The sequence below is a fragment of the Streptomyces sp. NPDC034670 genome (assembly GCF_055574875.1).
Genome location: NZ_JBVITR010000071.1, coordinates 6,238 through 26,737 on the forward strand (window position 1 = coordinate 6,238; position 20,500 = coordinate 26,737).

21 protein-coding genes and 1 pseudogene are annotated in these 20,500 nt (G+C 75.0%); 13 read left to right on the top strand and 9 right to left on the bottom strand.

The window, feature by feature from the left end; all coding sequences use genetic code 11:
- Window positions 1-132: 132 nt before the first annotated feature.
- Window positions 133-504 (bottom strand): DUF6479 family protein, encoded by a 372-nt coding sequence (locus tag ACZ56B_RS30105; protein ID WP_468797357.1) that lies wholly within the window; start codon window positions 502-504, stop codon window positions 133-135.
- A 913-nt stretch (window positions 505-1,417) separates the two neighbouring features.
- Here ACZ56B_RS30105 and ACZ56B_RS30110 point away from each other — a divergent pair.
- From ACZ56B_RS30110 to bla, 4 genes are all read left to right on the top strand, one after another.
- Complete coding sequence (locus tag ACZ56B_RS30110; RefSeq protein WP_468797359.1) at window positions 1,418-1,798, top strand: MerR family transcriptional regulator; 381 nt, start codon at window positions 1,418-1,420, stop codon at window positions 1,796-1,798.
- Window positions 1,799-2,040: 242 nt separating this feature from the next.
- On the top strand, window positions 2,041-2,244 hold the full coding sequence (locus ACZ56B_RS30115) for a cold-shock protein (RefSeq protein ID WP_004985680.1): 204 nt from the start codon (window positions 2,041-2,043) through the stop codon (window positions 2,242-2,244).
- A 276-nt stretch (window positions 2,245-2,520) separates the two neighbouring features.
- On the top strand, window positions 2,521-4,152 hold the full coding sequence (locus ACZ56B_RS30120) for a penicillin-binding transpeptidase domain-containing protein (RefSeq protein WP_468797362.1): 1,632 nt from the start codon (window positions 2,521-2,523) through the stop codon (window positions 4,150-4,152).
- A 159-nt stretch (window positions 4,153-4,311) separates the two neighbouring features.
- Entirely contained in the window at window positions 4,312-5,199 is an 888-nt protein-coding gene (gene bla, locus ACZ56B_RS30125; protein ID WP_468797392.1) for a class A beta-lactamase, read from the top strand.
- A gap of 64 nt (window positions 5,200-5,263) precedes the next feature.
- Here the strand turns inward: bla and ACZ56B_RS30130 are convergent, their stop codons facing one another.
- Window positions 5,264-5,590, bottom strand: a complete 327-nt coding sequence (locus ACZ56B_RS30130) for an antibiotic biosynthesis monooxygenase family protein (protein ID WP_468797364.1) — start codon at window positions 5,588-5,590, stop codon at window positions 5,264-5,266.
- A 97-nt stretch (window positions 5,591-5,687) separates the two neighbouring features.
- Window positions 5,688-6,098, bottom strand: a complete 411-nt coding sequence (locus ACZ56B_RS30135; RefSeq protein WP_468797366.1) for a MerR family transcriptional regulator — start codon at window positions 6,096-6,098, stop codon at window positions 5,688-5,690.
- Between the two features lie 446 nt (window positions 6,099-6,544).
- Here ACZ56B_RS30135 and ACZ56B_RS30140 point away from each other — a divergent pair, with 446 nt between their 5' ends.
- On the top strand, window positions 6,545-8,050 hold the full coding sequence (locus ACZ56B_RS30140) for a SulP family inorganic anion transporter (protein WP_468797368.1): 1,506 nt from the start codon (window positions 6,545-6,547) through the stop codon (window positions 8,048-8,050).
- Between the two features lie 125 nt (window positions 8,051-8,175).
- Here the strand turns inward: ACZ56B_RS30140 and ACZ56B_RS30145 are convergent, their stop codons facing one another.
- The gene (locus ACZ56B_RS30145) at window positions 8,176-8,535 is read right to left on the bottom strand and encodes a hypothetical protein (protein ID WP_468797370.1); all 360 of its coding nucleotides are present in this window, start codon (window positions 8,533-8,535) and stop codon (window positions 8,176-8,178) included.
- A 552-nt stretch (window positions 8,536-9,087) separates the two neighbouring features.
- On the opposite strand from ACZ56B_RS30145, the pseudogene ACZ56B_RS30150 reads away from it, so the two are divergent.
- Window positions 9,088-9,168 (top strand): annotated as a pseudogene (locus tag ACZ56B_RS30150) (VapC toxin family PIN domain ribonuclease); the annotation flags it as partial.
- A gap of 47 nt (window positions 9,169-9,215) precedes the next feature.
- On the opposite strand, the gene ACZ56B_RS30155 reads toward ACZ56B_RS30150, so the two are convergent.
- Entirely contained in the window at window positions 9,216-9,890 is a 675-nt protein-coding gene (locus ACZ56B_RS30155) for a flavin reductase family protein (RefSeq protein WP_468797372.1), read from the bottom strand.
- Window positions 9,891-10,054: 164 nt separating this feature from the next.
- Here ACZ56B_RS30155 and ACZ56B_RS30160 point away from each other — a divergent pair, with 164 nt between their 5' ends.
- The 6 genes from ACZ56B_RS30160 (at window position 10,055) to ACZ56B_RS30185 (ending at window position 15,583) form a co-directional block, all read left to right on the top strand.
- Complete coding sequence (locus ACZ56B_RS30160; RefSeq protein WP_468797374.1) at window positions 10,055-10,489, top strand: nuclear transport factor 2 family protein; 435 nt, start codon at window positions 10,055-10,057, stop codon at window positions 10,487-10,489.
- Window positions 10,490-11,101: 612 nt separating this feature from the next.
- Window positions 11,102-11,263: a hypothetical protein gene (locus tag ACZ56B_RS30165; RefSeq protein WP_468797376.1), complete on the top strand. Its 162-nt coding sequence runs from the start codon at window positions 11,102-11,104 to the stop codon at window positions 11,261-11,263.
- A gap of 216 nt (window positions 11,264-11,479) precedes the next feature.
- Complete coding sequence (locus ACZ56B_RS30170) at window positions 11,480-11,731, top strand: hypothetical protein (protein ID WP_468797378.1); 252 nt, start codon at window positions 11,480-11,482, stop codon at window positions 11,729-11,731.
- 258 nt (window positions 11,732-11,989) lie between these two features.
- Window positions 11,990-14,359, top strand: a complete 2,370-nt coding sequence (locus ACZ56B_RS30175) for a sensor histidine kinase (protein ID WP_468797380.1) — start codon at window positions 11,990-11,992, stop codon at window positions 14,357-14,359.
- Window positions 14,356-15,045, top strand: coding sequence for a response regulator (locus ACZ56B_RS30180; RefSeq protein WP_468797382.1), 690 nt, complete (start codon window positions 14,356-14,358; stop codon window positions 15,043-15,045). The genes ACZ56B_RS30175 and ACZ56B_RS30180 overlap by 4 nt, the downstream gene beginning before the upstream one ends.
- Window positions 15,046-15,262: 217 nt before the next feature.
- The gene (locus tag ACZ56B_RS30185; RefSeq protein WP_468797384.1) at window positions 15,263-15,583 is read left to right on the top strand and encodes an SCO4225 family membrane protein; all 321 of its coding nucleotides are present in this window, start codon (window positions 15,263-15,265) and stop codon (window positions 15,581-15,583) included.
- Between the two features lie 45 nt (window positions 15,584-15,628).
- Here ACZ56B_RS30185 and ACZ56B_RS30190 read toward each other — a convergent pair whose 3' ends face one another.
- Complete coding sequence (locus ACZ56B_RS30190; RefSeq protein ID WP_468797386.1) at window positions 15,629-16,690, bottom strand: MBL fold metallo-hydrolase; 1,062 nt, start codon at window positions 16,688-16,690, stop codon at window positions 15,629-15,631.
- An 83-nt stretch (window positions 16,691-16,773) separates the two neighbouring features.
- Window positions 16,774-17,748 (bottom strand): serine hydrolase, encoded by a 975-nt coding sequence (locus tag ACZ56B_RS30195; protein WP_468797394.1) that lies wholly within the window; start codon window positions 17,746-17,748, stop codon window positions 16,774-16,776.
- Between the two features lie 58 nt (window positions 17,749-17,806).
- Here ACZ56B_RS30195 and ACZ56B_RS30200 point away from each other — a divergent pair, with 58 nt between their 5' ends.
- The gene (locus ACZ56B_RS30200; RefSeq protein WP_468797396.1) at window positions 17,807-18,766 is read left to right on the top strand and encodes a LysR family transcriptional regulator; all 960 of its coding nucleotides are present in this window, start codon (window positions 17,807-17,809) and stop codon (window positions 18,764-18,766) included.
- 31 nt (window positions 18,767-18,797) lie between these two features.
- Here ACZ56B_RS30200 and ACZ56B_RS30205 read toward each other — a convergent pair whose 3' ends face one another.
- Together ACZ56B_RS30205 and ACZ56B_RS30210 are read right to left on the bottom strand one after the other, a co-directional pair.
- The gene (locus ACZ56B_RS30205) at window positions 18,798-19,382 is read right to left on the bottom strand and encodes a TerD family protein (RefSeq protein WP_468797388.1); all 585 of its coding nucleotides are present in this window, start codon (window positions 19,380-19,382) and stop codon (window positions 18,798-18,800) included.
- A gap of 539 nt (window positions 19,383-19,921) precedes the next feature.
- Entirely contained in the window at window positions 19,922-20,260 is a 339-nt protein-coding gene (locus ACZ56B_RS30210) for a MerR family transcriptional regulator (protein WP_468797390.1), read from the bottom strand.
- Window positions 20,261-20,500: the final 240 nt, after the last annotated feature.

Genomic DNA, 20,500 nt, shown 5'->3' on the forward strand with positions numbered 1-20,500 from the left:
CTCTCCCTCCCCCCTCTCCACCCCCACCCCCCCCCCCCCCCCCCCCCCCCCGCCCCCACGGAACCCCTCCCGGACGGGTCCCCGCGCGGGCCCTTCCGGGGGAGCGCGCGGTCCCCTCCGGGGAGGGGACGGTCAGACGTGTCCCGGGCCGCCGCTGCCGAAGCCGCCGCTGGAGCCGGGCAGCCAGCGCTTGCGGACCTGGTCCTTGCCCGTCCTGGTACTGGCGTGGTGGATCTCGTACGGCATGAGCCGGGAGCCGCTCCTCGCGATCAGGGGCATCTCGTCCGGCTCGCGCACCTCCCGCATCTCGCGGATCGCGCCGCCGTCCGGAAGCTTCGGCTGCTCCTCGGGAGTGGGGCGGTGCTCCTCACGGTCCATGACCCGCATGCCGATCCGTACGGCCCAGATCAACGCGCCGGCTATCACCAGCCCGCCGATGAAGGCCGCGACCAGGTTCCACACGGGGGGACTCGCGGCCAGAAGTTCATACGCTGCGGTGCTCATGGTCCGATTATGGACGAAAAAATGTGATAAAGCTCTCGGAAGGTTCGAAGGGCTGGGCGGCCCGCCCCGGGGTGGATCCCCGGCGCGGGCCGCCCCTCGTTCGGCCCGTCCCGGCGGGCGGCCCGCCCCACGGGGTGGCAGATTGCGGCCGGAGGGAAGGCCGGGCCGGGCCGTCGCGTCCCCACGTGTGCAGCTCGGGGCCCGTCCCGGTCTCCCCGGTACCGCGTTTCCCCGAGGGCCGTCCGGCATCGAGTCGCCGGGCGGCCCCACGCCGTCCGTGAGACCCCGCGCGCCATCCGGAGGCCGTGCTCCGCGCCTCCGGCGCCGGCCTCCGCCCGCGCGGCACGCCGCGCGGCCCGGGAGGCCCGCCTTCTCCCCGTCCTCCGCGCGGTGCACGGGGAGGACGCCGCGGCCGACACCGAGCGCCGCGGGGCGCGGCAGCACCACCGTGGTCGGTGACGACACCACCGGCGGTCGGCGACGGCACCACCGCGGCAGGTGACGACACCACCGGCGGTCGGCGACGGCACCACCGCGGCAGGTGACGACACCACCGGCGGCCGGTGGCAGCAACGCCGTGGCCGACGACGGCACCGGGGCGACCGGCTCGGCCCTTCCGGAACATCCCCGCCCGGGTGGGGCCAGGGGGACGCCCTCCGCCCGGGTGAGATCCGGCCGGCTCCCCGCGGGGCCCGGTGCGGCCACTCCCGTCACCGCGACCGGCACGTCCACGACCGGTGCGGATCCCGTCGGCGGCGCGGTCCGCACCGCCTCACCCGCACGGGCGACGCCCGGGGAGCGGTGGACCTGTCCTCGCCACAGCAGATTTTCCGTCGGGCCGACTAGAGTTCTCCTGTGGGGAACCCGTCCCCGCGGCGGGCCGTTTACGCTCACGGTCCGCGGGAAGGTGCGTATGCCCTCGGAAAGTCAGCCGCACGTCGACGCCCGGCCACCGGACACCGATCGGCTCCCGGTCGCCGACCGGCTCGACGACGATCATTTCCCGGCCTACACCATGGGCCGGGCGGCGGAACTGGTCGGAGCCACACCCGCTTTCCTCCGCGCCCTCGACGAGGCGCGGCTGATCGCCCCGGTGCGCTCCGGGGGCGGTCACCGCCGTTACTCGCGCCACCAGCTGAGGCTGGCCGCCCGGGCCCGGGAACTCGTCGACCAGGGGACGCCGGTCGACGCCGCGTGCCGCATCATCAGCCTGGAGGAGCGGCTGGAGCGGGCCGAGCGGGCCAACGAGGAGCTGCGCCGGGGCGACGGGGACGCCGCCCGCGGGCACCGGTGAGGAATCTGCCTCCGCCGGAGCAGAAACTCGCCCTCCGCCGCGGAAATATCTCTCCCCGAATGCGCTGCCGATATTTTCCCGGTGATTTTCCTTTTCCTCGTCGCGGCTGCTCCCCGTGCTAGGCTCATGGCTGTTGCAGTTGTGGTTGCCAGTTTGCTACCGGGTCTCCGGGCAGGTGATCATCGCGACGATGAGGGAATTCGCGAAGTGCGATTTCCCGGCACTGTCTCAGGAGAAGTGATATGGCCACCGGTACCGTGAAGTGGTTCAACTCGGAAAAGGGCTTCGGTTTCATCGAGCAGGACGGCGGCGGCGCCGACGTCTTCGCCCACTACTCGAACATCGCCACCTCGGGCTTCCGTGAGCTCCAGGAGGGCCAGAAGGTGACCTTCGACGTCACCCAGGGCCAGAAGGGCCCGCAGGCGGAGAACATCGTCCCCGCCTGACCCGCACGCAGGGATTCGACAGGGGCTCGCACTTCGGTGCGGGCCCCTGTTCCCGTCCGTGCGTGTCACGTTCGCCCTCGCGGGGCCGTGTCACGTTCGCCTCCGCGGGGCCGTGTCACGGGCCGCGGTCCGTCCGGAGTGTGACGGTTCCGCAACAGCCGCGCAGCACTCCGGGTGCCGCACCAGGTCCACGACCAGCCACCATATCGAGTGTTTATCGGCCCAGACCGATCCGGTACTTGGACGGAAGGCCCCGGCCCCTGCTGTTCTCGGGGCATGGACATCCACACCCACGCCGACCCCCTCCGACCCGGTCCTCCCCCTTCCCGCCCGCGCCGGGCGGCCAAGGCCCTCACCGCGGTGGCGGTGGCGGCCGCGGTCGCGGCGGGCGGGGCGTACGCGGCCGGTCTCGGTCCCTTCGCCGGCGAGGACGGCCCCGACCCGGACGCGGTGGCCGAGGCCCGGGCGTTCCTCGCCGACTGGGCCGCCGGACACCTGCCGGACGCCGCCGCCCGGACCACCAGCCCCGACCGCGCCCGGCAGGTGCTGCACGGCTTCACCGAGGGACTCGAGATCACCGGACCGGACCTCGCGGCCGGGACGCCGGAGGAGACCGGCGACGGCACCGTCACGGTGCCCTTCACCGCACGCATGCCGGTCACCGGCCTCGGCACCTGGACGTACACCTCCGCGCTGCCGCTGCGGGAGCAGGCCGACGGCGCCTGGAAGGTGGACTGGAGGATGTCGCTCGTCCACCCGCGGCTCGACGGCGGCCACAAGTTCCGCCTGGACCGCGAGGAGGCCGAGCCCGTCCGGGCGCTCGACCGCGACGGCGCCACCCTGTCCGCGGACTCCCACCCCTCGCTCGCCCCCGTCCTCGCCCGGCTCGCGGGCGGCCGGGGCGGCGGCGCGCGCGGCGCGGTGCGCCTCGTCGACCGGGCGACGGGGAAGGTGGTGCGCACGGAGGCGTCCTTCGGCGGCGGGGACACCGTGAAGAACGACGGCCCCGTCCGCACCACCCTGGACGCCGACTGGCAGTCGGCCGCGGAACGCGCCCTCGCCGAGGCCGGCGGGAAGAACGCCGCGCTGGTCGCCCTGCGCGTCGACGACGGGGAGGTCCTCGCCGTCGCCAACGCGCCCGCGTCCGGCTTCAACCGCGCGGTCTCCGGCACCTACGCGCCCGGCTCCACCTGGAAGATCGTCACCAGCGGCGCCCTGCTGCTCAAGGGCGCGGTCGCCCCCGACGACGTCGTGGGCTGCCCCAAGTACCTCACGGTCGGCAAGCGGTTCCAGAACGTGGAGACCTCCGAACACCCGGGGGCCACCTTCCGCAAGGGCTTCACCGAGTCCTGCAACACGGCCTTCATCGGCCTGCGCGACGAGCTGGGCGACGGCGAGCTCGGGGAGGTGGCGGAGAAGTACTTCGGCGTCGGCCAGACGTGGCACGTGGGCGTCCCCTCGTACGACGGTTCCGTGCCGGTGCCGCGCGACGCGACGGAGAAGGCCGCGTCGATGATCGGGCAGGGCCGGATCCAGGCCAACCCGCTGGTCATGGCGTCGGTCACCGCCACGGCCGTGTCCGGGACCTTCCACCAGCCCTCGCTCGTCGCCGGCACCGAGGACACGACCCGCACGACCCCGCTCCCGCCGGAGGTCGTGGACCAGCTGCGCGCGCTGATGCGGGCGACGGTCACCGAGGGCACGGCGCGCGTCCTGGCCGACCTGCCCGGTGGGATCGGCGCCAAGACCGGCACCGCGGAGGTCTCCGACGACCAGGAGAACAACGGCTGGATGGTCGCCCACCGGGACGGTGTGGCCGTGGCCTGCGTGGTCGAGGAGGGTGTCACCGGAAGCGGTTCGGCCGGCCCGGTGATCCGCGCCCTGCTGTCCGCCGTCCCCGCTTCCTGACCGTCTCCGGCCCGCCTTCCGACCGCTTCCCCCGCGCGAACCGTCCCCCGCATGAACCCGTGAGACCGCGACATCGTGAACGGAGTGTGCCACGTGCCCGCCGGATCGCCCGCCCGTCCCTCCCGCCGCGCGCTGCTGCTGGCCGCTGCCCTCGCCCCCGTGGCGGGATGCGCCACCACCGCCCCCGCGCGCGAGCGCGGCCAGGACCCGACGGCTCCGGCCTCCCCGGCCCCGTCGGCCTCCCCGGGCCGCCGCGCCCCCGCCCCGGTGGACCCCCGCAGCCTCGCCGGCCTCGAGCGCGCGTACGGCGCCCGCGTCGGGGTGTACGCCGTCGACACGGCCACCGGTGCGACGGTGGCCCACCGCGCCGACGAACGCTTCGCGTTCTGCTCCGCCTTCAAGTCGCTCGCCGCCGCCGCGGTCCTCCACCACAACCCGCTCTCCCGCCTGGACGAACGGGTCACCTACGCCCGGGCCGACCTCGCCGCCCACTCACCGGTCACCGAGCGGCACGTCGCGACCGGCCTGACCGTCCGGCAGCTGTGCGACGCCGCCGTCCGGTACAGCGACAACACGGCCGCCAACCTGCTGCTGCGCGACCTCGGCGGTCCGCCCGCGCTCACCGCGTACCTGCGCGGGCTCGGCGACCGGGTGAGCCGCCTGGACCACTACGAGCCCGAGCTGAACCGCAACCCGCCCGGGGACCCGCGCGACACCACGACCCCGCGGGCGATCGCCGCCGACCACCGCGCCCTGGTGCTCGGCGACGCCCTGCCCGCCGCGCAGCGCGCCCTGCTGAAGGACTGGCTGGTCCGCAACCTCACCGGTGACCGGCGCATCCGGGCCGCAGTGCCCCGGGGCTGGACGGTGGGCGACAAGACCGGCACCGCCGACTGGGGCCGGGCCAACGACGTCGCCGTGCTCTGGCCGCCCCGTGTCGCACCGCTGGTGCTGGCCGTCCTGACCGAGCACCCCGACCGCGGGGACGCCCCCAGCGACCCGCTGGTCGCCGAGGCCGCCCGCCGCACGCTCGCCGCCCTCACCTGACCCGGGCGCTCCGGCCCCGTCCGGTCACGGCCCCGCCCGGGGCCGTGACCGGGCACCGGTGGCGTCAGCCCTGCTTGGGGCCGGTCTGCTGGACCACCTCGAACGACCACAGCGTCGCGTCCGTGGCCGCCGGCTTGGGCCGGTCGCCCTGCGCGCCCTCACCCCCGTGCGCGGCCTGGCCGCGGCCGGCCATCCAGCGCTGGAAGTCCTCCTCGGTCCGCCAGCGGGTGTAGACGAGGTAGGTGTCGGTGCCCTCGACGGGCCGCAGCAGCTCGAACCACTCGAACCCGTCCGAGCTCTCCACCGCCCCCGCCCGCGCGGCGAACCGCCGCTCCAGCGTCTCGCGCTGCTCCTCGGGGACGGTGAGTACGTTGATCTTGACGATGCTCATACCCGCGATTGTTCCGCAGAGCGGCCGGGAGCGTGCGGAAGGGGCCGCGGCACCGCCGCGCCCCCGGACGGGCGAGAGGGACGGGGGGACGCGGGTGTCACCGGGCGGGCGTGGTGGCGTTCTCCAGGCGCGCGTGGAGGGTCGCGGCGAACTCCTCCGCCCGCGCCAGCTGCGTGCGGAGCTCCGCCACCCGCCGTCGGGCCGCCTCCTCGAAGCCGCGCACCTGCTCCAGCAGCCGTTCCCGCTCCTCCTCGCCGGGCGGATCCTGCGCGTCGAGCCGGTCGGTGGCGGCCAGCAGTTCACGCATCTGGTCCAGGGTGAACCCCAGCGGCTTCATCCGCCGGATGACCATCAGACGGGCGACGTCGGCCTCCGTGTAGAGCCGGAATCCGCCCCGGGAACGGGCCGACGGGACGACGAGACCGGTCTCCTCGTAGTGCCGGATGGTGCGCAGGGACAGCTCGGTCCGCTCGGCGACCTCGCCGATCTGCATGTGCCTGCCCTCCACGTGCCCGCTCCGGCCCTTCTCGTCCTGTAGGTCTGCTGGATCTGTTGGATCTGTTGGATCTGTTGGATCTGTTGAGTTTGTCAGGTCGGTCGACCTGTGGGGCCGCCGACCTGTGGGTCCGTCGGCCTGTGGGTCCGCCGGCCCGTCCGGCTGTCCGCGCCGGGGCGCCCCGGCCGGCGCGTCCGATCCCTACCCTAACGTTAGGGTAGAGTTGCCGTCCGGCGGCGAGGGCCGTGCTGCCCGGGCCGACGACGCTCCCGGTGCGGCGGAGCCCGTCGGGACGTCCCGCCCCTGATCCGCGGGCCGGGCGTCGCCCGCGGCCGGCAGCCACCGGGGCCGTCCCGGGACCGGCGTTCGCGCGCGGCCACCGGCTCCTCCGTTCCGTTCCCCTCACTTTCGCACGCCCCCGCACGGGAGCGTGCCCGAGCACGACAGGTACCGCTTCCTTGTCCTCTCCCGCACCGTCCCCCGCCGCACGGCTGCGCGCCGCGCGTCCCGACTGGCTGAACGATCCGAAGGTCTGGCGGACCGAGGTCCTGGGCGGCCTGGTCGTCGCGCTCGCGCTGATCCCGGAGGCGATCTCCTTCTCGATCATCGCCGGCGTCGACCCCGCCGTCGGCCTGTTCGCCTCCTTCACCATGGCCGTCACCATCGCGTTCGTCGGTGGACGCCGGGCGATGATCTCCGCGGCCACCGGCGCCGTCGCCCTCGTCATCGCCCCGCTCAACCGCGAGCACGGTTTCGGGTACCTCGTCGCCGCGGTGATCCTGGCCGGCGTCTTCCAGATCGTCCTCGGCGCGCTGGGCGTGGCGAAGCTGATGCGGTTCGTGCCGCGCTCGGTGATGGTCGGCTTCGTCAACTCCCTGGCGATCCTGATCTTCATGGCCCAGGTGCCCGAGATGCGCGACGTGCCGTGGGCCGTGTACCCCCTGATCGCCGGCGGCCTCGCCCTGATGGTGTTCTTCCCCAGGGTCACCACCGTGGTCCCGGCCCCGCTGGTCTCCATCGTGATCCTCACCGTCATCACGGTCGCCGCCGGGATCGCCGTGCCGACCGTGGGCGACAAGGGCGAGCTGCCGTCCTCCCTCCCCGTGCCCGGCCTGCCCGACGTGCCCTTCACGGCGGACACCCTGACGACCGTCGCCCCCTACGCGTTCGCCATGGCCCTGGTCGGCCTGATGGAGTCGCTGATGACCGCGAAACTGGTCGACGACATCACCGACACCCACTCCTCCAAGACCCGCGAGTCCGTCGGCCAGGGCATCGCCAACATCGTCACCGGGTTCTTCGGCGGGATGGGCGGCTGCGCCATGATCGGCCAGACGATGATCAACGTGAAGGTGTCCGGGGCGCGGACCCGTCTGTCGACCTTCCTCGCCGGCGCGTTCCTGATGGTGCTGTGCATCGTGTTCGGCCCGGTCGTCTCCGACATCCCCATGGCCGCGTTGGTCGCCGTGATGATCATGGTGTCGGTGGCCACCTTCGACTGGCACTCCGTCGCCCCGAAGACCCTGAGGCGGATGCCGACCGGGGAGATCGCCGTCATGGTGATCACCGTCGTCTGCGTCGTGGCCACCCACAACCTCGCGATCGGTGTCGTCGTCGGCACGATCACCGCCATGGTCGTCTTCGCCAAGCGCGTCGCCCACCTCGCCGAGGTCACCGCCGTGGTCGACCCCGACGGCGGCACGGTCGTCTACCGGGTCACCGGCGAGCTGTTCTTCGCCTCCTCCAACGACCTCGTCGGCCAGTTCGACTACGCCACCGACCCCGAGCGCGTCGTCGTCGACCTGTCCGCCGCCCACATCTGGGACGCCTCCTCCGTCGCCGCCCTGGACGCGATCGAGACCAAGTACGCCCAGCGCGGCAAGACGGTCGAGATCACGGGCCTGAACGACCCCAGCGCCCGCCTCCACGACCGGCTCAGCGGTGAGCTGGTGGGCGGGCACTGACGCGGGTCCGGCCTGATCCGGACGAAGGGCCCTGGGGCCCGGCGGGGTCGTCGGGGGGGCCGGAAGGCGCGGCGGGCCCCGCGGCCGTCACCGGGTCCCGCGGCCGTCACCGGGCGCCGCCACCGTCATTCGTCGGAGTACCCGATGGCCCCCACGGTCCACGCGCTCACGTCGGCGAGCGCGACGCGGTACATGCCGCCGGTGTCCGGGATGCCGTAGCTCCCCTGGAGGATCTTGGCGAGGTGGAAGTGGAGGTGGGTGGGCGGGGCGGTGCGGCCGGTGGGCGCGGTGAACGGTGCGGCGAAGCGCCCCAGCCGTTCGGAGTCCCGCAGCACCTCGGCCACGCGCTCCCGCCACAGGGCCTCGGGCGCCAGCCGTCCGGTGATGACGGCTCCGGGGACCACCACGGTGAGGGACATCTGACTGTCCCGCTCCTTCTCCACCATCGTGACGATGTCGACGAGCAGACCATCAGGGTGCGACATGGTGGATGAGCCTAGCCGAGTGAGGGTGCCCCGTGGCGCCCCGGGGCCCCTTCAACATGCCGGGCGCCCGATCACCGCCGTACCTGCGGCAGTCCCTCCGGGCCGCGTCGGCCCGCGGCCCCTTCCTGCCGCTTCCGCGTCCGGTGGGGCCGCGTGAGCGCACCGCCCTCGTTCCCGCACCTCCTCCGGGCGCGGGCAGGTGTCAGTCGCCCCCGCCGCCCCCGCAGGACGACCCTCCCCCGTCGGACGAGGCTCCCCCGTCGAGCCAGCCGTCCGCCCAACCGCCGTCGCCCCTCTTCGAGCGCTTCCGCGACGACCCGCGGCCTCGCCACGCCACCCCGGCGACCACCGCGAGGAGGATGATCCCCCCGATCATCAGGTCCCCCATGTCTCCCACCCCTGTCCTTCGTCATCCGTCATCGTCCGTGCGGTTCGTGACGGGGAGATGCCCCGGACGGCCGACGCTCCAAGCGCGGTTTGAGGAACTCCAGAGCTTCCGCCGCGCACCATCCCCGGAATCCCCGGAGGAGGGCGCCGCGGCGTCCGTCTCGGCTCGACCGGCGCGACTTCCGCGCCGTACGTCCTCCCGGCCGCCACGAGGCGTTGCGCGTCCTGCCCGACGACCCCCCGCTCCGAACGCGAACCCGCTCCCCGCTCACCCGTCGCGGTGCCCCGGTGGGTCACGCCGCTCGGGTGGCGTCCTCGGTCCTCCCGGCCTTCCGGGCCTTCCCGGTCCCCCCGGCGTCCCCGGCGGTCTCCGAGCGGAAGTTGCGGCCGACCTCCGGGGTGAGGCCGTGGTAGTGGCGGAAGTTGTAGATGAGGGGGCTCCAGACCGCCGGGTCGATGTGGTGGGTGCCCGGCACGACGATGCGTTCGTCGGCGTGGACCCGCAGCACCTCGCACTCGACGCCGAGGAAGAGCCCCGCCCCGCCGGGTGTCGTGCCGCGGACGCGCGCCTCCAGCTGCAGGGCGCACTCGGCGACCCGGGGCGGCGCCACGAGGTCGGAGTCGGCCGGGGTGAGACCGGCCGCGGCGAACTTGTCGCGCTCGTACCGGTAGGCCGCCCGCTTGCCCTCCGGCACCGGGTGGGCCCCGGTGAGCGGGGCGAGGCGCTCCACGTGCTCCCACAGCTCCGGCGACGCCACGTTGATCACCAGGTCCGGGTGCTCGGCGAGGTTGCGCGCGGTCCGGCTCTCGACGCCCACCCCCAGGACGACGTGCTGTCCCAGCGCCCAGGCGGAGGAGACGGGGGCGAGGTTGAAGGTGCCGTCGCCGTTCTCGGTGGTCAGCAGGACCACGGGGGTGCCGAAGTAGAGGATGCTCGGCCGGATCACCCGGTGGGTGTCGATCTTCATGTCCCCGACGCTAAGGGTGGAACGTTTCGGCACACGCCGAAGCATGGTCCGCGCCGGCCGGTCGGGGCCGTGGACCGCCCGCCGGCGGCTTCTCCCGGCGCTGACGTCCCGCCCTTACCCCGGACGTAATCGACGCTCCGGCGGCGCCCCGGCAGGCTGGCCCCATGACGACGAACACCGCCCCTGCCGCCACCGTCGCGGACGCCACCCGCGCCACCGTCCAGAAGTTCCTCGCCCTCCGCCTCGCCGGGGACGTCGAGGGACTCACCGCCCTCTTCGCCGACCGCGTCGACTGGCTGCTCGCCGAGAACCCCGTGGTCCCCTGGATCCGGCCCCGCTCCACCGCCGCCGAATGCGCCGTCCAGGCCGCGGAACTGGCCGAGCACACCGTCCCCGAGGACAGCCGCGCCTCCGTCGACACCTTCCTCGTGGACGGCGCCGACGCCGTCCTGATGGGACACCTCTCGGGGACCGTCCGCGCGACGGGCAAGTCCTTCTCGGGTCCCTTCGCGCTGCGCCTGACCGTCGAGGACGGCCGGATCACCCGCCACCACCTCTACGAGAACAGCGTGTCGATCGCGGCGGCGTGCACCCCCTGACGCCTGCCGGCCGACCGACCGGGTGGGCGGGGGCACGCCTCACGGCTTCGCCGGCAACCGCGACTGCGTGCAACTCCCCCGCTCCATGCAGTCTGCGGCGTTCCCCCGGTGCGTCCTCGCCGGCCTCCGGGCACTCGGGCATGAGAAGGACGCGGCTGTCGTCGTCCTGAGCTCGGGAGGTTCAGGGCGCTCGGGGCCTCCGTCCGGGGTGACCTGCGGCGAAGCGGTGCTGGCGTCCGGTGAGCGGCTGACCGGCTTCCCGGGTTCCCCGTGGTTCGCCGCACGACCGGGCACGGGAGCGGCCGCGTCGGTGCCGGCGGTGGGTGTCAGGGGTCTTCCGGACTGCGGGTCTGTGAAATCGATGGTGGGAGGCGAGGAGGCTGCGGGCCGGTCCGTGGGGGCGGTGCCGGGCGCTGAGGGCCGTGGGGGTTGCTGTGCTTCGCTGCCGTACCGGAGGATCGTCCGGTGTCTCGTCTGATAGGTCCTCACACTGCCGATCCGTGCCCTCGCTGCTCGGACGAAGCGGTCCGCCCGGGCACAAGGCCCTCCGTCGCCGAGCCCGATGCCGTCGGCTACACCTGCGACCGCTGTGGACACGCCTGGTCCCGGCCCGTGGAAGCCGACCTGGAGATCCACGACACCGTACGGGCGGACCTTCCCCACGCGACGTTGTACGGCAGCGTCCGGCAGCTGGAGGACGACCGCGTCCTGATCCGGGGAACGGGTGGCGACTGGTACCGGTGGGTCGAACGCTGGAGAGTCGTCCTCCACTGAGCCCCATGGCCGTGCCGTACCCCGCCCGGTCTCAGCCGCGCTGCCGGACCTCCGTCCGGAGCAAGCCTGCGACCGGCAGCCGGGAGCGAGAACGCGGGAACCCCGGTTCGGGAAGCTGCGGTTCGAGCGACCGCGAGTGCGGGTGGAGCGTGTGAGCCCGCTCACCACGGGGTGACCGTCACGGACACCTGCCGCGGTGCGCGGGATCATGAGCGCATGCATCCTCGGTTAAGCCGCGTCGTCGGCACAGCGCTCCTCCTGCTCGGTATCGCCGTCGTGCTCTGGAGGGTCTTCGGCAGCCCCCGGGACTGGGAGGGCGGCATGAGATGGCTCCGTACCGGCCTCATGCTGGGGGCCCTGGGGGCGGTCAGCCGCAGCGCACGGCTGATGTTCCCCGGCACCGGCGCTGAGGCACCGGACGAGGCGTCCGGGAAGGCCGACGGAGCGGCTCCGGGGGAGAGGCCGTGAGCCGGTCCGCTGCTCGGCCGGTTCCGTCCCCCTCATCCGTCCACCTGCCGGGGCCGTGGGCGGCTGCGACGGGGGCGCGCAGGGCGGGGGCGGCCCGTGCCGGCCGCGTGCGCGGCGGCGGGTGTCCGCCGCGGGGAGGTCGTCGCTCCGCAGGGGAGCAGGCCGCCCGCCGCCCGTCTCTGCAACCCAGGTAAGAGAGCGGAATCCCCCTTCAGCCGGAGCCGGGCGGACCGGTCGCCGCCCTAGCCTTGGCACGTCATGAAGCGACAAGACGACCGGTTGATCCCGGTCCTTCTGATCTGTGCCCAGGCCGTGGTGTGGCCCGGGGCGGCGCTGGTGCGCGGGGACGTCCCGGCCGCGTCCGTGCTGCTCCCGGCGGCCCTGGCCGCCGGGTCGGTGACGGCCGCGCTCGCGCTGCGCCGCACCCGCCCGGTGACCACCCTCGTCCTGGTCGCCGCCGCCTGCGCGCTGGGCGCCGGGCCGCTGCCCGCCGGGGCGATGGCGGTGCTCGGGACCGCGGGCGTCGCGCTGGCACTGTTCACCGTGGCGACCGAACGCGACGCCTTCACCGCCGTGTTGTGCGTGGTGGCGCTCGCCGCCTGGCAGCTCCTGTACTGGCTCGGCCTGCACGGGCTCAGCGAGCGCGACGGGCTCGACCTGGCCCTCACCGCCCTGCTGTACGCCGCCGCGTGCGTGGCCGGCCTGTGGGTGCGGCGGTCCCGTCGCGCCCGGCAGGCGGCCGAGCAGCGGCTGAAGCGGGCCGAGTCGGAGCGCCACCGGCTCCCGGCGGCCGAACGGCGCCGCATGGAGAGGGAGTTGCACGACGTCAGCGCCCACCACCTGACGGCCGTGGTGGTCACGGCGGGCGCGGCGCTCGGGCTGCGCGACCGCCGTCCCGAACTGGCCGACGAGGCGCTCCGGTTCGCGGTCGAGACCGGCCGGGAAGTCACCCGGGCGCTCGGCACGGTACGGGCGCCGTCGCCCTCGCGCGAGGAACTGCCCTCGCCCCGGGAGCGGTTGCTGGACCTGGCCGCGGGGTTCCGCCGACTGGGCGGGCAGGTGGACTGCGACATCGACCCCCTGCCGGACGGCGCCGTCGCGGACGCGGCGTACGGCATCGTGCGCGAGGCGCTGACCAACGCGGCGCGGTACGCCCCCGGCGCCCGCACCGGGGTGCTCTGCCGCTACGGCGACACGCGTACGGACGTCGTGGTCACGAGCGCGGCTCCGCCGCCCGGCGCGGCGGCGCACGGTGCCGGCCTCGGCGGGGGGCGCGGCCAGGCCTTCCTGCGCTCCCGGGCGCGGGAGGCGGGCGGCACCCTGACCAGCGGTCCGACGGCGGACGGCGGGTGGCAGGTGCGCGCGGAGCTGCCCGGCCGGACCGCCGCCCCGGAGGAGCGGTCCGTCCCGCGGAACTACCGCCTGGCGCAGGTGACGGCCGCGGCCGGCCTCGTCCTGCAGCCGATGCTCCCGACGATGGTCATGCGGGCGGAGGAGACGTCGACCGCGTCCCAGGTGTCCGCGGGCGTGCTGTTCGCGCTGCTGGCCGCGGCCCAGGCGGTCGCGCTGCTGTGGCTGCGCCGGGCGCCCCGCACGGCCCGGGTCGTCCTGTGCGCCCTGGCCCTCCTGTGGCCGGTGGCGATGGCGGCGGGCGAGTACACCGGCCCGGTCCTCCTGCCCCCCGGCCTGAGCATGCTCGCCACCTGCGCGGTGCTCGCGGTGGACGCGGCCCGCACCGCCGCCGGCCCGGTCGCGGGCGGTCCCCGTCCGCGGGCGCTGCCGCGGTCGGCCGGCCCGGCCGCGGCCGTGGCGGTGCACGCGGCGGCCGCCACCGCCGCCGTCCTGGACCGGGGCACGACGGTCCCCGGCTGGTGGGTCGTCGTGGGGACGACGGCCGGGGCGGGCCTGGCGGCCGGCGCGGCCCACCGGGCCGGCACGCTGCGCGGACGGCGCGACCGGGCCGCCCGGGGCACCCGGGAGGAACGTCTCGCCGCCTGGACCGGGGAAGCCGTCCGGGACGCGTGGGCCGAGCGCCGCCGCATCGCCGCCGGACTGGAGACCACCGTGCTGGCGCGCACCGCCGACATGGTCGCCGAGGCGGAGGCGGGACGGCTCGACGCGACCGCCGAGCGCGCCCGCGAGGCCCTGGCCGCGATGCGCGCCCTCCTCGACGCCGTCCGGGAGGGCGAGGCGGAGCGCGCGCTGCGGCCGCAGCCCACCCTCCAGGCCCTGGACCTGCTCGCCCACCAGTCCCGGGCCACCGGCCGGGACGTGGAGGTACGCCTGACGGACCGCGTGCCGGAGCACCTGCCCACCGCCGTGGACCTGGCCGCCTACCACGCCGCCGAGACGGTGCTCACGGCCGGGGGCGAGGAGCCCGCCGTGATCGAACTCGACGCGGACGGAGATACGTTGACGCTCACGGCCACCGGAGTGCCGGGTGCCGCCGGCCCCGCCGTGCGGGAGCGGCTGGCGGCGCGGGTCACGGCGCTCGACGGCACCCTGACCACCGGTCCGGCGGGCACGGTCCGCCTCCGGCTGCCCCTCGCTCCGAGCGCATCGGACGGGCCCCCGCCCGCCGCCGCGCCGGCCACCGAGCAGGGTGACGAGGAGAAGAGGGAACGATGAGCCTCAGCGTGCTGGTCGTCGACGACCAGGGCATCGTCCGGGCGGGCTTCGCCGCCGTGATCGACGCCGAGGAGGACATGACGGTCGTCGGCGAGGCGGCCGACGGCGCCGCCGCGGTGCGGCTCGCCGAGGAACTGGCACCCGACGTGGTCGTCATGGACGTCCGGATGCCCGTGCTGGACGGCATCGCCGCCACCCGGATCATCACCGACCGCGAGGACGCGCCCCGCGTCCTGGTGCTGACCACCTTCGACCTCGACGCGTACGTCTTCGAGGCGCTGCGCGCCGGCGCCTCCGGCTTCCTGCTCAAGGACGTGCACGCCGCCGAACTGCTGCACGGCATCCGGGTGGTGGCCGCGGGGGAGAGCGTCCTCGCCCCGTCCGCGACCCGCCGGCTCATCGGCCACTACGCCTCCGGAGCGTTCCCCGGGGCCGGCGCCGGGGCCGCGGACACCCCCCGCGAGCTGGACGGCCTGACCGGGCGGGAGCGGTCCGTCCTCGCCCTGGTGGCGTCCGGGCTCACCAACGCGGAGATCGGCGAGCAGCTCGGCATCACCGTCGGCACGGTGAAGTCCCACGTGAACGCGTTGCTGCGCAAGCTCGGGCTGCGCGACCGGGTGCAGGCCACGATCCTCGCCTACGACCTCGGCCTCGCCCGCCCGAACCCACCCGGCGCCCACCTCTGACACCTCCCGCGCCCCCCGGCACCTCCGCCGCTCCTGCGGCACCTGCGGCACTCCTGCGGCACCTGCGCACCACGGCCGTCGCGATCCCACGACCAGGACGACCGGCACCACCACCGGAACCGTCACCGCCCCCACCACCGGCACCACCGGCACGACCACGACCACCGGCACGACCACCACAACCGGCACGACCACGACAACCTAGGAGCCCACCGTCATGACCGATTCCGGCCGATCCTCCGCCCACCGCCTGCGCCACCTCTTCGGCAACGTCTTCTCCCTCTCCTACCTCGCGCTCTGCGCCGCCCTGCTCGTGTGGGCGCTCGTGGCGAGCGCCCTCGACGACACGGGCGAGTCCATGGCGGGCGTCATCCCGATGCTCGCCACCGCCCCGGTCAGCCTGGTGCTGCTCGCGCTGCCGGGGGGCCTCGCGTCGGTCGTCGCCGCCATCGTCGCCGGGGCGCTGGTCAACGCCGCGGTCATCGGCTGGTGCGCCCGCGTGCTGCGCCGCGGTGGCCGCCCGGACCCGGTGGCCTGAGCCCCGCCGGCCTCCCGCGCCCCGGGCCCGGAGCGTGCCGGCCCGCTACCGCCCCGCGGGGGGCATGGCGCCGTCGTAGACCGTGCGGTAGTCCGGGACGACGACGCGCGTGGCCGGGGACGCCTCCCGGACCTGGGCGAGGAACGCGTCCAGGTCCATGGCCGGGTCCCGTTCGGGGGAGCCGGCCAGGGGCACTTCGAAGTTGTCCCAGTGGACGGGGACGACCACGCGGGGGTGGTCCAGGGCACCCAGCAGCCGGGGCACGTAGCGGTGGGTGGCGGTGCCGGCCGGCACGGCGATCATCGCGAGGTCGGGGCGCAGGCCCCGCACCGCCCGCTCGGAGAAGTCGCTCGCCCCCATGAGGAACGCCGACGGGCCGCCGCTCCCGGCGGTCACCCGGAAGGCGAGGGTGTCGCCCTCGGGCAGGTCCGCGATGGTGCTCGGGGCCGTCGCGGGCGGGGCGTTCAGCGTGCCCGGGGCGAAGTAGGAGCACTTCTTGTTGCGGCTGTGCAGACTCGGCACGACCTCGACGACGATCCCGTCGAAGTCCAGCACCTCACCGCCCTTCACCACGGAGATCTGTCCCGCGTCCACCCCCAGGGAGACCAGCAGGTGGTACGTGGTCTCGGTGCCGACGACACGCGCACCGGTGGTCCGGGCGATGTGGGGCACGTCGGCGAGGTGGTCCCAGTGGGAGTGGCTGACCAGGACGAGTTCGGGGCGCCCGATGTGCGCGTCCACGGCCTCCGGCCGGGTCCGCAGGGGGGTCCGCGGGTCGAAGGCGCCGTCGAACAGGCCCGTGGGGAAACGGGTGAGGTACGGGTCGAAGAGCACCGTCCGGCCGCCCGCGTCGATCCGCCAGCCGGCGGTGCCGAGCCAGCGGAACGACACCGCGCCGGCGGCCGGGCCGCGGCCCCCGCCCCCGGTACCGGCCGTGGCGGACGCGGCGGTGGCGGCCGTGGCGGCCGTGGCCGGGATCAGCGGGGAGGCCGCGCCGAGCGCGGCGCCGCGCAGCACCGTGCGCCGGTCGAACCCGCGGGGCGCGCGCCGGCCGAACCCGCGGGAGGAGGTGCCCGATCCGTTCGTGACAGGGGATTCCTGGGTCATGGCGTCAGGAGATCAGGACGCCGACTCCCCTGTCCAAGACCGGAATCGGGCTCCGGCGATACGCGAACGCATATCCGCCCCGGTCACCGGCCGCCGCCGTGCCCGCGGAGGGCGCCGACCGCGATCCCGGCGGCCCTGCCGATCGCCGCGTCCACCGTGGCCCGCGAGACGGCCAGGTCGCGGGTGCGGGCGAAGACGGCGATCGCGTAGCACGCGCCGTCGGGGTAGCGGGCGACGCCCGCCTCCATGTGCAGTCCCGGCAGGGTCCCGGTCTTGGCCGCGACCGCCACGTCGTCGGGGAAGCCCGATGCCAGCCGGTGGCGGAACACTTGACGGCCCATCAGGTCGCGGACGAACGCGCAGGCCTCCGGCGGCCCGGCGGCGTCGCTCCAGACGAGCCGGAGCAGCCGGGTGATCTCGCGGGGCGTGCTCGCGGTGGTGTGGCGGGGGTCCAGGACGCCCAGCCGTCTCTTGCGGTCGTCCGGCAGGGCGGGGTAGCGGACGGCGAACTCCCGCTCGTCGCGCGCCCCGACCTCCGCGAGCATCGACTCCAGCAGGTCCCGCGGGCCGCCCACGATCCGGGTCCGTTCCAGTCCCAGCTCCTTCGCGAGCAGCCGTACGGTGTCCAGGCCGACGCGGGCCAGCAGCAGGTCGGCCGCCGTGTTGTCGCTGACCGACATCGCGAAGTGGGCCAGGTCGCGCAGCGACAGCTCGACGTCGTCCAGGCAGCCGGCGGTTCCCCAGCCGCCGAGCCGGTCGGCCGCGGTCACCCGCACCCGCTCCCGGGGGTCGAGCTGGCCGGCGACGGCCTGCCGGGCGAACTCCAGCACCAGCAGCACCTTGAAGATCGAGGCGATCACCACGGGGTCGTCGGCCCCCACGGCGACCTCGCGGGCACCCGGCTCCGCGCCGGCCGCCTCCCCGGCGTTCTCCGCACGTCCGCGGACGGGAGCGGGGGCGGGACGGGGAACGGGGGCGAGGGCGGGAAGGGGGACGGCGTGCAGCTGTCCCTCGGCACCCGCCCCGGCGAAGACCTGCCGGATCCGTTCCTCGACCACTGCTTCCTCCCGCTGCCGACGCGTTCCGATCACGCGTACGATCTTTACCGTGGATCTCTTGCGCCACCTGCGTCTTTTCGTCACCGTGGCCGACGAACTGCACTTCAGCCGGGCCGCCGAGCGACTGGGCATGGCGCAGCCGCCGCTCAGCCAGGCGATCCGCAGACTGGAGCGGGAGCTGGGTGCGGAGCTGTTCGACCGCTCGCAGCGCGGCGTCCGGCTGAGCGCCGCCGGGGCGGCCCTGCTGGAGGAGGCCCACGACCTCCTCGCCCGGGAGGAGCGGCTGCGCACGCTGGCCCGCCGCGCCGCCGCCGGCGGCCTCGGCACGCTCCGCGCGGGGGTGCCGCCCGACACCACGGCCGCCGTGCTGTCCGCGCTGCTGGCCGCCTGCGCGGAACAGGCTCCGGGACTCTCCGTCGACCTCCAGGAGGTCACCACCGAGGAGCAGGTGCGGCTGCTCTCCTCCGGCGGCCTGGACGTCGGACTCGTGCACCACCCCGTCGACGCCACCGCGCTGCACCTCGGCCCCGGGATCTCGCTGGACCTGGGGGTCGTCCTGCCCCGCACCTCGCCGCTGGCCCGGCTGCCGGAGGTGGCGCTCGACGAGCTCTCGGGCCACGACCTGGTGCTCTTCCCGCGGGCCCACGCACCCGGCTGGTACGACCGGATCCTCGACGTGTGCCGCGCCGCGGGCTTCGTGCCCGGCCGCCTCCGGCACGCCTCCAACCCCGAGTTCCTGCTCGCCCTCGTGACGGCGGGTCACGGGGTCGCCTTCGACCAGGGGCCGGTGGCCCGCAAGGAGCCCCGCGTCGCCTGGCGGCCCCTGGCCGACCGCCCCCTCGCCCTGCGCATCGGCGGCGCCTGGCCCGCCGGCCGCGGGGCCCACCCGGCCGCCCGCCGCTTCGCGGAACTCGCGGCCGGCGTCCTCGCCCGCGACCACACGGCGGCCCCGGGACGCGAGGGCGCCCCCCGCACCCCGGACGACCCCCCGCGTCCGTGGTCGGTGGTCTACGGCTAGGGAGCGGGGCGACGACGCCGTCCGCCCCGTCCTACTTGCTGACGGCGAACCGCATCAGGGCGTGCTCGTCGCCCTGCTTGATCTTCCCCGTCTCGTTGATCACCTGCAGCTTCCAGGAGCTGCCCACCCGTACGGCCTTGGCCACGGCGCAGGCGTTGTCCTGGGTGAGCAGGCTGGGCCAGATGTCGGCGACCTGCTGGGAGCTTCCCCCGGTCGCGTCGTAGACCTTGAAGCTGATGTTGCGGGCCTTCTGGAAGGCACTGCCCTTCTTGTAGGCGGCGGCGACGAACACGACCGACGTGATGGCGGAGGGGAGCCGCGCGAACTCGACGGTCACCGTCTCGTCGTCCCCGTCGCCGTGCCCGGTCTGGTTGTCGCCGCTGTGCTGCAGCGAACCGTTGCCCATGGGGTCGAGCGAGTCGAGACCGGCGAGGCGCACCGGGTCCCCGCCGCTCATGGCTATGGCGATCAGGTCGAGGTCGGTGCCGGTCTTGCGGCGCAGCTTGCCCAGCACCCCGCCGCTGCTGCCGGCGGTGGGGTCCCAGGAGACACCGATGGACAGGTGGGTCACTCCGTCCAGGTCGGCGGGACCGTCTTCCTTGGTGAGCGTGATCATGGGTGAGTCATCCTCCGTCGACGGGAACTACACCCCAGAGTGTGCCTGGTGTCCCGGAAGCCCGATCTGGTGGGTCTGACGGGGCGCGTGCGGACCGCCGCGCGCCGTTCCGTCCCGGCCGGGTGCCGCGTGCCCGGGGCCGGTCCCCGTTCCGCGGGGTGACGAGCCGTCCGGCGCCGAGGGCGGGCCGGCCGCCCGGCGGTCGGGGCGCGCACGCCGAGTGCCCCGTCCCCGTGCTCCCCGCTCGGCGCCCCGGCGTGCGTACACGCCGGTCCCCTCGGCCCACGACCGCTCGTCGGGCGCGGCCGTCGCTGTTTCCCCCGGTCGCTGCCGACCGTGCTCCTTCTCGGAGCCGCTCGGGGAGCGGGCGCCGTGCGCCGCCGCGCGTGCCGCCTCGGCGGCGGGGCGCGGGCACGCCGTGCGCCGCCTCGCCCGGTTCGGGCTCCGGCGCCTTCGGTTCGGTGGCGGCGGCGGTGAAGTCGGCGGTCCCGGCGGCCCGTTCCCGGCGGAACCGTGGCAGCCGGGCCCCGGCCCCGCGGTCAGTCGGAGGACCCGGCCGCCTCGTTCGCGGCGCGACGGTACTCGGCGTTGATGCGCTGGGCCTCCTCGAGCTGGTCCTCGAGGATGACGATGCGGCAGGCGGCCTCGATCGGAGTCCCCCGGTCGACGAGTTCGCGGGCCCGGGCGGCGACCCGCAACTGGTAGCGGGAGTACCGGCGGTGCCCTCCCTCCGAGCGGAGCGGAGTGATCAGACGGGCCTCACCGAGGGCCCGGAGGAAACCCGGAGTGGCGCCGATCATCTCGGCGGCCCGGCCCATCGTGTACGCGGGGTAGTCGTCGTCGTCCAGACGGTCGTGGAGAGGGTGGTCCCTTGTCATGTCACCTCGCTGTGCAACGCGTCGAAGGGCCCCGGCGCCGTACGGCACCGGGGCCCCGAAAGGGATTCAACACCATCTGCCGGCCCCGTCGCCGTGCCGGCCTTCCGTTTCCGCCGTCCGGCCGGGAGGTCACCGGGCGGACGCCGGCACAGCGGTGGGGGGGGGGGGGGGGGGGGGGGGGGGGGGCAACAAAGAAGGCCCGGGGGGGGTGGAGCACCCCCCCCCACAACCACACCACGA

Bases quoted from the DNA above. Each gene is read 5' to 3' on its own strand.
- ACZ56B_RS30115 (WP_004985680.1), top strand. From the start codon at position 2,041: ATGGCCACCGGTACCGTGAAGTGGTTCAACTCGGAAAAGGGCTTCGGT.
- ACZ56B_RS30185 (WP_468797384.1), top strand. From the start codon at position 15,263: ATGACCGATTCCGGCCGATCCTCCGCCCACCGCCTGCGCCACCTCTTC.
- ACZ56B_RS30190 (WP_468797386.1), bottom strand. From the start codon at position 16,690: ATGACCCAGGAATCCCCTGTCACGAACGGATCGGGCACCTCCTCCCGC.
- ACZ56B_RS30160 (WP_468797374.1), top strand. From the start codon at position 10,055: ATGACGACGAACACCGCCCCTGCCGCCACCGTCGCGGACGCCACCCGC.
- ACZ56B_RS30110 (WP_468797359.1), top strand. From the start codon at position 1,418: ATGCCCTCGGAAAGTCAGCCGCACGTCGACGCCCGGCCACCGGACACC.
- ACZ56B_RS30210 (WP_468797390.1), bottom strand. From the start codon at position 20,260: ATGACAAGGGACCACCCTCTCCACGACCGTCTGGACGACGACGACTAC.
- ACZ56B_RS30120 (WP_468797362.1), top strand. From the start codon at position 2,521: ATGGACATCCACACCCACGCCGACCCCCTCCGACCCGGTCCTCCCCCT.
- ACZ56B_RS30145 (WP_468797370.1), bottom strand. From the start codon at position 8,535: ATGTCGCACCCTGATGGTCTGCTCGTCGACATCGTCACGATGGTGGAG.
- ACZ56B_RS30155 (WP_468797372.1), bottom strand. From the start codon at position 9,890: ATGAAGATCGACACCCACCGGGTGATCCGGCCGAGCATCCTCTACTTC.
- ACZ56B_RS30105 (WP_468797357.1), bottom strand. From the start codon at position 504: ATGAGCACCGCAGCGTATGAACTTCTGGCCGCGAGTCCCCCCGTGTGG.
- ACZ56B_RS30170 (WP_468797378.1), top strand. From the start codon at position 11,480: ATGCATCCTCGGTTAAGCCGCGTCGTCGGCACAGCGCTCCTCCTGCTC.
- ACZ56B_RS30130 (WP_468797364.1), bottom strand. From the start codon at position 5,590: ATGAGCATCGTCAAGATCAACGTACTCACCGTCCCCGAGGAGCAGCGC.
- ACZ56B_RS30205 (WP_468797388.1), bottom strand. From the start codon at position 19,382: ATGATCACGCTCACCAAGGAAGACGGTCCCGCCGACCTGGACGGAGTG.
- ACZ56B_RS30175 (WP_468797380.1), top strand. From the start codon at position 11,990: ATGAAGCGACAAGACGACCGGTTGATCCCGGTCCTTCTGATCTGTGCC.
- ACZ56B_RS30180 (WP_468797382.1), top strand. From the start codon at position 14,356: ATGAGCCTCAGCGTGCTGGTCGTCGACGACCAGGGCATCGTCCGGGCG.